8 protein-coding genes and 1 tRNA gene are annotated in these 11,856 nt (G+C 43.9%); 6 read left to right on the top strand and 3 right to left on the bottom strand.

Going from position 1 to position 11,856, the window contains the following annotated elements; genetic code table 11:
* Positions 1 to 39 precede the first annotated feature (39 nt).
* Both ACFWMP_RS19345 and ACFWMP_RS19340 read left to right on the top strand, forming a co-directional pair.
* Positions 40 to 585, top strand: a complete 546-nt coding sequence (locus ACFWMP_RS19345) for a hypothetical protein (protein WP_379424508.1) — start codon at positions 40 to 42, stop codon at positions 583 to 585.
* Positions 586 to 817: 232 nt separating this feature from the next.
* Positions 818 to 892, top strand: a tRNA-Leu gene (locus ACFWMP_RS19340).
* Between the two features lie 259 nt (positions 893 to 1,151).
* On the opposite strand, the gene ACFWMP_RS19335 is transcribed toward ACFWMP_RS19340, so the two are convergent.
* Positions 1,152 to 1,274, bottom strand: coding sequence for a hypothetical protein (locus tag ACFWMP_RS19335; RefSeq protein ID WP_339266494.1), 123 nt, complete (start codon positions 1,272 to 1,274; stop codon positions 1,152 to 1,154).
* Positions 1,275 to 1,330: 56 nt separating this feature from the next.
* Here ACFWMP_RS19335 and ACFWMP_RS19330 point away from each other — a divergent pair, with 56 nt between their 5' ends.
* Positions 1,331 to 1,753 (top strand): hypothetical protein, encoded by a 423-nt coding sequence (locus tag ACFWMP_RS19330; protein ID WP_076284726.1) that lies wholly within the window; start codon positions 1,331 to 1,333, stop codon positions 1,751 to 1,753.
* A gap of 148 nt (positions 1,754 to 1,901) precedes the next feature.
* Here ACFWMP_RS19330 and ACFWMP_RS19325 read toward each other — a convergent pair whose 3' ends face one another.
* Both ACFWMP_RS19325 and ACFWMP_RS19320 read right to left on the bottom strand, forming a co-directional pair.
* Positions 1,902 to 2,975: a Gfo/Idh/MocA family oxidoreductase gene (locus ACFWMP_RS19325; RefSeq protein ID WP_379424507.1), complete on the bottom strand. Its 1,074-nt coding sequence runs from the start codon at positions 2,973 to 2,975 to the stop codon at positions 1,902 to 1,904.
* Positions 2,976 to 3,299: 324 nt separating this feature from the next.
* On the bottom strand, positions 3,300 to 4,106 hold the full coding sequence (locus ACFWMP_RS19320; protein ID WP_379424506.1) for a DNA-binding protein: 807 nt from the start codon (positions 4,104 to 4,106) through the stop codon (positions 3,300 to 3,302).
* A 331-nt stretch (positions 4,107 to 4,437) separates the two neighbouring features.
* Here ACFWMP_RS19320 and ACFWMP_RS19315 point away from each other — a divergent pair, with 331 nt between their 5' ends.
* The 3 genes from ACFWMP_RS19315 to ACFWMP_RS19305 all read left to right on the top strand — a co-directional run bounded on the left by ACFWMP_RS19315 (position 4,438) and on the right by ACFWMP_RS19305 (position 11,752).
* The gene (locus tag ACFWMP_RS19315; RefSeq protein ID WP_379424602.1) at positions 4,438 to 8,331 is read left to right on the top strand and encodes a X2-like carbohydrate binding domain-containing protein; all 3,894 of its coding nucleotides are present in this window, start codon (positions 4,438 to 4,440) and stop codon (positions 8,329 to 8,331) included.
* 84 nt (positions 8,332 to 8,415) lie between these two features.
* Positions 8,416 to 9,261 carry an NAD-dependent epimerase/dehydratase family protein gene (locus ACFWMP_RS19310; protein WP_379424505.1) on the top strand — a complete coding sequence of 282 codons (846 nt, stop codon included), beginning with the start codon at positions 8,416 to 8,418 and terminating at the stop codon, positions 9,259 to 9,261.
* Between the two features lie 280 nt (positions 9,262 to 9,541).
* On the top strand, positions 9,542 to 11,752 hold the full coding sequence (locus ACFWMP_RS19305) for a helix-turn-helix domain-containing protein (protein ID WP_379424504.1): 2,211 nt from the start codon (positions 9,542 to 9,544) through the stop codon (positions 11,750 to 11,752).
* The last annotated feature ends 104 nt before the right edge of the window (positions 11,753 to 11,856 follow it).

Below are 11,856 nucleotides of genomic sequence, written 5' to 3'. Positions count from 1 at the left end.
AACTTGAGTTCTTAAAATAAGTTAGGAGATGAAGGCGCTATGGGAAACTTTCTTGACAAAAAGGGTAGAAATATTGAGATCTATTCTACAGATTTTCAAATTATAGCAAAATATAATCATGAGGAAGTTGGGGAGTTCTCTTATGATGTACGAGAAGAGGGGGATGATTACAACCCGTTGACAGTTTCTGAACTCTATTCAATGAATGTAAAAGAAGGATATCAGAAAGCTGGAATAGGATTGGAAATGATTAAATTTGGAGTAGAATCCTTTGAAAATATAATATACCCTCAGGACAATACAGAGAATTTTCCTACTTTAGAAGGCGCGAAGTTTCTTAATGCAGCAATAAGGAAAGGGATAATACAGCATTCTAATCCCCTTGAAGATGAAGATGAAGATGAAGATGAAGATTTCTATAGTCATGAAATAGATATGAACCTTAGGAATGCTGACACTTTTGACGAGGGAATCAGGAGTGAAGCAAAGGACTTGTTTGATCCTCCGACTACTATTGTAGCTGAAGAGCCCAACATGGATGACGTTATGGATTGGTTAGGAAAGATTCAAAAAAAGTCAGAGTAGAAGCTACTTGTATTTATGACGTTTCATGGGGTAGAAGGTTCAATTTAGTTGAACGCAGTCTAGCCTGAGATTATTAAGAGCTAATAGATTGATTCTAATAAGAACTGGCGTTCTTGTTCTGATCATGATAAAATAATACTAAGCTCACAGGATTTATCATGACTAACAATCAACGAATCCTGTTAAGCTAACATTGAACAGATAGCTAAAAGTGTACTCATAGCAAGGGTTTGGCGGAACAGGCAGACGCACAGGACTTAAAATCCTGCGGTACGTGAGAACCGTACGGGTTCGACCCCCGTCCTCGGCATCACTAAAAACAAGGGTTTCAGCTCATTTGAGCTGGAACCCTTGTTTGATTTTAAGCGGGTTTGCTGGCATTTTGCTAACGCCGGTTCATTCTGGTTTTATAACGGCAGCCTCCTTTACTGAATTTCCGTCAAAGGAGCCGGATGCCAACAATATGCAATGTTCCCTTTTCGTACTCGTTTCTTTCGGTTTCTGCAAAAGGGCGTGTACAAAGATTTGAATTCATTAGATCCAATGAAGGCGCATATTTATAAGGGTTACCAGGTTAGATACAGTCCGGATGCAAGCATAATAACCATCGTATTATCAAGCGCAAACTTGAGCGGAGTCAGATATGATGTTTTCAATTCAAACAACAACTCTGTTTTGAATGGTCTCATTTCCATAGCCGGAAAAGCAGCAGTTGCATGCGCTGGGGTAATAAAAGGAGGCAGTTATGCAGGATTTTGCAATGTCGATGTTATGGTTATGGATTTGCTATTTTATAGTGACTATTGTTGGAGTTTTACATACCGTATTTAATATTTATGTGTTAAAAATGAGTCCAATGGACGAAAAAGGTATGGGGGAGGGATATGAAAAAACAAAGCCTTGGCATCCTCTTTATAATGTCATTCTGTTTTCTATCTTTGGTTGGCTATATATGCGGGGGTTATCTGTACCCAACCTTGAAGAAGCTCTTATTACAGGGGCAATATGGGCCGGAGTTTGCATTATAATTGATGTTTTGGGCTGGGTGATCATTAAGCATCCTTGGAGTCTTTCTTTCAAAGAATTCTATATTCATTATCAGCCATGGATTACACTTATATATTTGGTTATTTTTATGGGTCCTGTAATCGGATATTTGTTCGTTTAATTAAATTTCATATGGAGCATGAGGGCATGGCATTGAAATCGGGCGGTCATTGATTTCTGTTTTGCATGCTACACTTGTTCGAGTCATTGAATCGTATACAATTGTTCAGGCACATGAGAAGGCTCTTAACTTTCTCATGTGTTTGTTTTTATTTGGCAGACCTGATCTCATCTTGCAAAGTTATAGTACTTCCAAGGGTGATGGCTTCATCGACCGCGAATGACAGTCTGATGTCTGTTAAGGCATCCGCTAATGAGTATGCTGAAATTCCCGTGTGCAGGAAGCTGGACATATTCAATAAGGCTTGTCCTATCCCAATCTCTTCATCAGAAAGGGGAGAGGGATGAAACGGGTTCTGAAATAGACTAAGCTGTCCTGCACGCAATTCATGCAAGGAGAGACTTTCCAGACTGCCTTCCTGTCCGCCTTGAATCCGACTAATGTTCATATACTCGGTCTCTTCGGTTCCCAGGCGACGGATAATCTCATTATCGCGAATTTCTCCATGTGATCCGCGGATGAGTACCCGGTTGGTACGGAGGGGCGAGAAATATTGGGAGCGAGTGAAGTCAAGCACAGCGCTTTTGCCGGAGGGAAACACCATAATTGCGATATCCTGCTGCTCTGTCTTCAGGTCATCTTCGGCCTCCCTCCCCCTATAAGAGAAGTCCATGATTGGAACCTCTAGCCGGCGAGCTGTGATTTCACATGCTGTGCCAGTGATCGAGAGCCATTTACGGATCAGGCTGATTCCATGATAACCATGCGCAACAGAGACTTGAACATGACCTACCTCGCCCAAATGTCCGGTTTGAATATAGGCGGTTCTTGCCTGATGATGAGGCAACAGCGGATATTGCTCGGCTATTTGAATCAGAGGGAAATCAATGGCACTGGATCGAAGCAGTTCATATTCAGCCGGCGTAGAGGCGGTGGGTGTTTCGGCCAACACAGGTACTTGCAGCGCTGCAAGCTCCAACAGCAGTGAGGCGGCAGCGGTCTTGGACACCGCCAGGACCACAAAATCGCTCTCGGCCGCAAGGTGTTCTATCGAGCTGTATACGGTCAGTTTCCATTTGTCGATCAGTTGCTGGTATTTGGCAGGGTTGCGGATCAATACACCGGTTACCTGAAATTGCTGCGGAAGCAGCTGAGCCAACTTAAGATACATTTCCGCCCGCCAGCCGCTTCCGATTATTCCAAAACGAATTGGTCTATTCATCTTTAAAATACACCTCTAATGGTTGATTTGTATGTAAACACCTTCGTAGCACAGGTATCAGTTGTCTCTTATTATTGTATATAAAAAATGATAGAGTACATAGGATTATGTATAATATGAAACTATTACTTTTTGTTGTCTTTAGCTAAGCTATCTTTTGCATTTACATACAAAGAAGCGATTATCCAATAGCCGGATGATCGCTCCTTTGTATAATCCACTTATAAAATTTCAATCAATGACCTTCCGTGATTGTTAACGGTGTAAATTGTGGAACCCAAATTGACAGCGGAAGCACTTGCAGAGGCGATCATTAAGCTGGAACTAATCAAGACTACGACTGTAAGCAAGAACATTTTCTTTTTCATTAGTAAACTCTTTGACTATTATTTTTTCCATTATGTTGTGATACATTTGAAGTTGTGATTGATGAGCATGTTCTCTTAGGAGCTCAAAGAGTGCTACTGATTTCTTGAGGTTTGTATCGTTTTCAATTTTGATACTAAAAATCAGAGTTTCTAGAATAGTGTTGATTGCTTCGTTCATATTCTCTTGTTCGTAGTAATACATCACCAGCAAATAAATGTATTCCTCGTAATATCTTATATCCACATTAGTCACATACTTTTCTATGTCATTTACGTTGTTTTTAAGATCACTCAGAATCCAATCTACGGAATAGTTATATTTTATCGAGGATTCCAAGATGGTAATTAGTCCTGGCAGTAACTCTTCCTCAGCACTGTTTCTAATAAATTCAACATACTCCTTTAGGACTCCTGTCTGGCCTTCCAAAAGGTCGAGCACGTAGGTATTGGCTTTTGCAATATTACAGTAGTATTTGACTTCATTAATTCCTTCATCATCTAGTCCTTTGATCCAGCCCAATTCAGCATATTTTTGAATACACATTCTAGCCTCAGGATACTTACCGAGCTTTTGCAGTGCGATTCCTTTTGAACATAAGCTAAATCCAAAATAATAGGGAATACTTCGCTTCAAGTTTTGTTCTCTCAATGTGTCACTGCTTGTCTCATATATGAATGCAATCTGGGTAATCAATCTATCTGCAATTTCAATCATAGCACCCCAATTTTCCAATGAAAAAGATGCCTTAAGCATATCATTCATCTGTTATAGCTATGTAGGTTGTATCTCTAGACTATTCTTTATTTTACCAATAAAGTAAGTGATTTTCATCACTGGAACGAGGAAACAAGAGTTTGTTTTATGATTGTCCAAATATAACTAGGGTACAGTGTTTTTACTAAGTTCTTCGAATCGAGGGAATTATGTCTGTTAGGCTGTTTATTTGCCCCTCTATTTTGGGGTTATTTGTACGTAAAATACCGAAATGTACCTATCTTGGGAATCCATATTCAATTATGATCTTCCCGAAAGAAAGCGCTATCAAAGTAATTTTGACCACATTTCATGAGGGGGTAAGGATGATTTGAAGCGAATGGGAAAAAGATTGGGTATGAGTCTGCTAGTATTCATTATTGCAGCAGTACAGTTCGGTTTTACAGGAATGAAAGGCAATGTTGCGCAAGCGGCGGAAAAGAGTATGGCTCAAAAGCCGTATATGGGCTGGAGCAGTTACAGTATGCAAGTGTATGATGGGGCAGGAAACTGGACATCGGCGGAGAGCGTTAAGAAGCAATCGGATGCGATGCATGAGAAGCTGCAAGCCCATGGATATGAATATATTAATATTGATGCGGGCTGGAATGGCGATATGGATGAATACGGGAGACCTATTCCTAGTGAAGTCCTTTATCCGAACGGATTTCAGGAGGTCATTGACTATGTTCATAATAATGGACAAAAGATTGGGATCTATCTGATCCCGGGGGTATCTATCGATGCATATAACCGAAATCTTGAGGTGTATGGGACAGGCGGCGAATGTCGTATTCAGGATATTACGGCCAAGCCGCTTACCATTATGGATTATTGGAATTCCTACACCTATAAAATTGATTTCACGAATCCCTGTGCCCAGAAGTATGTGGATTCTATTGCAGATATGCTTGGCGAGTGGGGGATCGATTTCGTCAAATTCGACAGCGTAACCCCTGGGTCGGGGATTGACAACTTGAGCCGGGATGCACGCGGCGATGTAGAAGCATGGTCCAAGGCTTTGGATAGAAATAACATCTGGTTTGAGCTGTCCTGGGCGCTCGATCACAATTACGTAGAATTCTGGAAAAAATATGCTAACGGTTGGCGAATTGATTGGGATGTTGAATCTTATGACGGAAGTGGGTTGACAGCATGGCCGAGTATTTCCCGATTATTCCCCAAAGCGGCACTTTGGTGGCGGGACGCAGGCCCTGGTGGCTGGAATGACTTCGATTCCCTGAATGTTGGTAACGGCTCCATGGATGGTCTGACCAAGGATGAGCGGAAGACTGCGATGACGTTTTGGTCCATTTCTTCCGTACCGCTCTATACGGGGAATGACATGACACGGCTGGATAGTTATGGACTAGAACTGCTTACCAATGATGAGGTAATTGCCGTAAATCAGGCTGGACGGCCTGGACATCCGGTGTCGATGGATACCCAGCAGCAGGTCTGGTACGCCAATAATGGAGATGGGACTTACAGCGTTGCTTTGTTCAATCTGGGTAGTCGGGGTGCGGAGGTTAAAGTCAAATGGAGTGATCTTGGCCTTGATGGTCCGGCTTCAGTGCGCGACCTATGGAGCCATTCCGAGCTGGGAACCTTTGAGAAGGAATTCAGCGGTGGCATCCTTGAACCCCATGCCTCTCGCATGCTTAAAGTAACCGCGCTAAGCGGTACATCAGCTGTCAATAACGATGATACAGGGATGCGCTACAGCGGAGTTTGGAAGCGAAATGGAGGCAAGGAGCTGTTAGAGGGAAAGCAGGATCTGAGCATTACAATCAAGGATTCCAGTGCTGCTACCAGTACTCCTCAAGAGGATGCTCTTAGCTCTGGAGCTGCCCCTGCTGCGGATTCAGCTTCGGCAAGCAATACCACCGTTACGGATGTGGTTTACATTAATGATAATGACAGCGGCATTAAATACAACGGCACATGGCAGGTAAGCTCAGCCCGAGAACATGGAGATTATAATGGCGATGTGCACTATACCGAGAAGGACGGTGATTTTTTTGAGTACACCTTTACGGGAACGGGCATTGAGCTGCTGACGGAAAAGCATGAATCGCAAGGAGAAATGATTGTTACATTAGACGATGGGGTTGCACAGACTGTAAATGCGTATACAAGTGGACCGAGAGAGGTACAACAATCTCTTTATAGTGTATCAGGACTTTCTAACGGCCCTCACACGCTTAAGGTGAACAAGGGATCAGGAAATTATATGCTGCTCGACGCGCTGAAAGTGACAACAGAAAGTCCGGCTGGGGGTCAGAACAGTTCTATCACTCCGACTTCCGCTGGGTTTGATAAAGCAACGGAACAACAGAAGGATGTCACAGTCACGCTTAATTTGCATGGTAATACGCTGAGTGGTATTGAGAATAATGGAGTGGCACTCCGCGAAGAAGATTATACGGTGACTAATGACAAATTGACCATTAAGAAGGAATATCTGGCACGGCAATCTGCTGGCATAACAAGTCTTAACATCATCTTTAACGCCGGTGATCCACAGACACTAGCGGTACACATTAGCGATTCTACAGGCATCCGTTATGTGATGGTTAATAACGACGATCCGGGAATCAAATATAACGGTAATTGGTCCCGCAGTAGTGGAAGAGGAATGGGCGACTACAATGACGATGTGCAGTATGCGGAGCAGAATGGTGATTCTTTTGAATATACCTTCAGAGGAACAGGGATTCAACTGTTCACTGAGGTAGACGAATCACAAGGGGATATGGATATCTATGTAGACGATCAATTCAAGGGCACGGTAAGCGCTTATCGAAACGGGCGATTATCACAGCAGATTCTGTACAGTATCTCTGGGCTTACAGATGGACAGCACACACTCAAGGCTGTGAAAAAATCAGGCAGATTCATGCTGCTTGACATGCTCAAGGTAGAGATTCCGAATATGATTAATCCGATCGCAGCGAGCTTTGATAAATCGCCTTCTGCTCAGCAGGACATTGAGATTACACTTCTACAACAGCCGGAAAGCTTCATAGGCATTACGAATGGATCATATCATCTGGTTCCTGGGACCGATTATACGGTAGCTGGTGACCGTGTTACACTGAACAAATCTTATCTCGCAGCACAACCAGTGGGAAAGCTGAACCTCAGCTTTACTATTGGTGGCGATTATCTTAATGATGTGCATTCAACGACAGTGGACGGCGATTCCTTTGAATATACCTTCAAGGGCACTGGAATCCGATTGATCACACCTACGGGTCCAGATCAAGGTGAAGTAGATATTTATGTGGACGGACAATGGATTCAGACCGTGAATGCTTATAGTCAGAGTCGACTGACACAACAGGAGATTTATAGTATTTCTGGATTGGCAAGCGGCTTACACACACTTAAAGCTGTGAAGAAATCAGGTAATCTCATGCTGACAGATCGATTGAAATTCACAGTTCCAACCAGTGATGGCGGAACAACGAACCCTACAGAACCTCCAACACCAACGCCGACGCCGACGGCAACACCTACACCGACTGATGCAGGGGGTCCGTCTATACCAGCTCAGCCTTCATTCACACCTACCCTGACTCCGACGCCAACTCCGGCATCTGGAACTGATGGGAAGGATGATGCCGAGACGATGCGACATTCGGCGTATATCAACGGATATCCGGGAGGCTTCTTTAAACCCGATGCTCCCATTACCCGTGCTGAGATGGCAACCATCCTAGCGAAGGTTGCTGAGAAAGAGGCCACTGGATCAGGCGTAACATTCAGTGATGTTCCCTCCAGCTATTGGGGGGCAGATGCTATTGCCAAAGTAGCTAAGATGGGACTAATGAACGGTTATACTGATGGTACTTTTAAGCCTAATCAACCATTGACGCGTGCAGAAATGGCTAGTTTAACAGCCATGCTGAGCCCGAATTCTACAACATCGGGCCGCGGCTTCTCTGACATCACCGGTCACTGGGCACAGGCAGCGATAAAGAAAGCCCAAGATATAGGCATAATGAATGGCTACAGTGACGGAACTTTCCGTCCGAATTCCAAGCTTACTCGTGCGGAAGCCGTTACAGCTATCAACAGAGTTTTGGGCAGGGGCCCGCTTATGGGTGTCACGCAGCCAGGGTGGAACGATGTTCCAGTCTCCCACTGGGCATTCGGTGATATTGAGGAGGCTTCGACCGACCATATCTCGAAGCCTAGTACACAAGGCGGAGAACAGTGGACAGAATAAGTTGAGCGATGAATGAACGGAGGGGCCTTCTTTGGCCCCTTTTTTCTGAATGATATGCGATGAGAAAAAGAAGGGGAGATGAGCATGAATATTCTAATTACCGGAGCAAGTGGATTTATCGGAACGGCTCTAGCCAAGTATTTGGCAGATAAACATACAGTGATTTGTCTGTCACGCCAAGCTCCGGAAGGGGCTTTTGCGTATGTTCAGGGTTCTTTTGATTCGGCGGAGGATTTGAGCAGGCTGGACTCGTATGATATTCAGGCGGTGATTCATCTTGCCGCAGTTACTGGCGGCTCTACTGAGGAGGAAAGCCTTGCTGTTAATGTGCTGGGAACAAGGAGATTGTACCGATATCTGCTTGACCACGGTTGCCAAAAGTTCATCACAGCGAGCTCCATTGCCGTGGTGGGTGGACTCACTGAGGATTTTATTCCGCTTGAGCTGCCTATCCCAGATGATCATCCCTGTTTGGCAGCGGATGCCTATGGGCTAAGCAAGGCTATGGTCGAGGAGTTGACCCGGTATTTTCATCGCAATCATAAAGATACCGACTTTATCAATCTTCGCTTTGGAGCTGTAGCCTCCCCAGGCTGGATTCCTCCTATCTTGAAGACAGGATCCAAGCCAACGCTCCCGTTCATCACACTGGGGCATGTCCATGCTGAGGATGTGGTGGAGGGAATTACTGCGGCACTGGAATCTCCACTTAAGCCGGGGGTAAGAACTCTCAATCTGGTTGGGCCGGATGCTAGCAGCAATTTGCCAGTGGCTGAGCTCCTTACCCCGTTGGTGGGGAATGATTATCATTTGGATTATTATCATTTTTCCGGTCAAGAATATAAGCCCTTGTATGCTATGGATCGTTTCAAGGAGGAATTCGGTTTTGTGCCTTCACGTTCTACCCGCCATACGATGGGTACAACTTAGAAGGGTTAACATACTGGAAAGATAAAAAATTCGGATGGTGAATAAAAAGCAGTGATAACGGCGTATATCGCTGCTTTTTATCCAGTTCTGAAAGTTTTAACACCTGTAAAATTGGGTTTGCACACTTGACTATTAAGTAAAATGTTTTAATCTATGGTAATGATAGCGCTATCGAAATGATATTAGGGGAGGGGTCACTACGCTTAAATATTCCAATATCTTTCGTAAATTCTTAATCTCCTATGTAGTCATTTTGGTCATTCCCAGCATTGGCGGATATATGTCCTATCTGACTTCGATTTCTGTGACAGAGTCTATCTCTATTGAGAACGGGGTCACCCAGCTCCAGAAAAGTCAGGAAATATTGGAGCGCCGCATGGCGGAAGTAGAAGGGTTTACCAGGCAATTGGCAGTCAACCAAGAGCTAAACGTTCTGATGAATGAAAGAGACAATGAGACGAACGTGTATGGCATTTGGAGAACGATGCGGAATGTCCTGACTTTCGGTCAGACGAATGATTTTTTGCAAAACTATTATATTTACCTCGCCAATTATAATCTTATTCTAACCCCAGGTTCTTCTTACCGACCGGAACATTACTACTCTAATTTCAACTATAAGGATCTTTCGCTACAGGATTGGACCAAAGAAGTGCTTGAGAAAACCCACCGCAGTGAAATCAAGCCACTCAGTGACTATGTTAGCAGGGGCATGCAAACCTCCGTTATTACCTATATGCAGTCACTCCCTCTGGATAGTTTCAACGATTCCTCACCAGCTGTCGCGGTAGTGATCATAGACGAGAAAATCATTTCTAGTCTGTTATCTGGTCTAACTGAGCGTTACGGAGGCTGGGTTCATATCAGCGATGCTGAAGGAAATACGATTGTCCTGCAGGGAAGTGATGAGCAGAAAATGGCCCATATGACCGCTGATTCGGAATTTGATAAAAACAAGGTTAGTCAGTTCTATGAAGACGATCTAGTGATCACGACTCGTTCTGATTCGAACGGCTGGGTATACCAGACAGGGATTCCCCGGCATATTTTGATGGAGAATGCTAACAAGATCAAGCAAATGTCCATACAAATTACTGGAGGGACATTACTCATCGGCTTGATAGTCGGACTAATACTTGCTTACCGTAACAGCGCTCCAATCAACCATATGCTTAGCGTTATGAAGGAGCAATTTGGCAAGGAAGAGGCCTCCGCCAAGAATGAATTTGACTTTTTAAGCGGAAATATTGCCAATATGATCACCAAGAACAAGTTGCTGGAAACCGAACTTAATCGTCAGCTGCCGTTGGTCAGGGATGCATTTCTGAAGCGGTTATTAGCAGGTGAATTCAAAACGCATGATGAGATTCTCACTGCCGCTGAGCAGGTGGGGATTAACTTGAAACAGAACACTGGATATGTAGGAATTGTTCAGATTAACGGCTATGCCGGTATGGACAGCGTTGAAATCCTCAATGAGCTGAATGCTTCCCGTTTGCTGCTGAAGCAGTCCCTATCGGATCTCGGAGTGGATGTACTAATGACGGATATGGGCTCCGACAAAGTGGTAACTCTGTTTTTCTCCAAGGAAGAAGAGACCAACAAAGCGTATGAGGCAGAAAATATCACTAACATTCTGGAGAATTTGGCGCAGTACGTTTTTAATGAGTACCGTATTACTACTCAGGCGGGCTTCGGTGATCTTTTCACAGAAATAACGGAGGTTAGCCTTTCCTTTGACCAAGCCAAACAAGCTCTGGAATATGCCGTCTACATGAATAAAAAAGGAATTGTATGGAGTAGCGAAGCCCAAAATGAGAATACGACCTACTATTATCCACTGGATACAGAGCAACGTCTGATCAGTACCATTCGGGCTGGAGAGCTAGAAGAGGCTAAACGGATTGTCCGTGCGATTGTTGCCCAGAACATGGAACAGCGTGAATTATCCATGGAAATGAAGCAACAGCTTGTTGGTGAAATAAAAGGGACGTTTCTTAAGCTTCTGGATCAAAAGGCTTTTACAGAATACCCGGACATCGAGAGTGTGAAGCGGAGGGTCATAGACATTGGTTCATCGGAACGACTCGAAATGATTCAGACCGAATTTTTTGTCATTATGGAAGAACTGTGCGGACTTATTGCAAATAAAAAGAAGGATGTTCATATTCAGATTATTAAGCAGATCAAGGAATATACCGTAGAGAATTATTCGGATACAGAGCTGAGTCTGTACCGGGTAGCTGAACAGGTGGAACGGCCTGAAAAATACATTTCTCAATTGTTTAAAGAGGTTACCGGTGTCAATTTCTCTGATCATCTGATAAAAGTGAGAATGGATCAGGCTGTGATTTTGCTCAAAGATAGTCGGTATACGGTCGATGAGATTGCTATGCGGGTGGGCTATAACAGTTCACATTCTTTCAGACGGGCCTTCAAGCGGTTAATCGGCGTTTCACCGAGCGCTTATAGACAGTCTATTGATGAATAAACAGTTGTTTGGTGAAAATTAAGTATTAGACTGATTCATTAAAAGAAGCAGCGGCGGACCAAGACTTGATAAATAAAGTCTTAGACTGCCGCTGTTGTCGTTTA

The organism is Paenibacillus sp. NPDC058367 (assembly GCF_042723305.1).
In the GTDB taxonomy this organism is placed as follows: domain Bacteria; phylum Bacillota; class Bacilli; order Paenibacillales; family Paenibacillaceae; genus Paenibacillus_AQ.
Note: the sequence above shows the minus strand (reverse complement) of the source record. Positions and strands in the feature narration are given on the sequence as shown.

Coding starts and splice junctions, on each gene's coding strand:
- ACFWMP_RS19335 (WP_339266494.1), bottom strand. CDS start 1,274: ATGAGACCATTCAAAACAGAGTTGTTGTTTGAATTGAAAACATCATAT.
- ACFWMP_RS19330 (WP_076284726.1), top strand. CDS start 1,331: ATGCAGGATTTTGCAATGTCGATGTTATGGTTATGGATTTGCTATTTT.
- ACFWMP_RS19310 (WP_379424505.1), top strand. CDS start 8,416: ATGAATATTCTAATTACCGGAGCAAGTGGATTTATCGGAACGGCTCTA.
- ACFWMP_RS19315 (WP_379424602.1), top strand. CDS start 4,438: ATGGGAAAAAGATTGGGTATGAGTCTGCTAGTATTCATTATTGCAGCA.
- ACFWMP_RS19345 (WP_379424508.1), top strand. CDS start 40: ATGGGAAACTTTCTTGACAAAAAGGGTAGAAATATTGAGATCTATTCT.
- ACFWMP_RS19305 (WP_379424504.1), top strand. CDS start 9,542: ATGTCCTATCTGACTTCGATTTCTGTGACAGAGTCTATCTCTATTGAG.
- ACFWMP_RS19325 (WP_379424507.1), bottom strand. CDS start 2,975: ATGAATAGACCAATTCGTTTTGGAATAATCGGAAGCGGCTGGCGGGCG.
- ACFWMP_RS19320 (WP_379424506.1), bottom strand. CDS start 4,106: ATGAATGATATGCTTAAGGCATCTTTTTCATTGGAAAATTGGGGTGCT.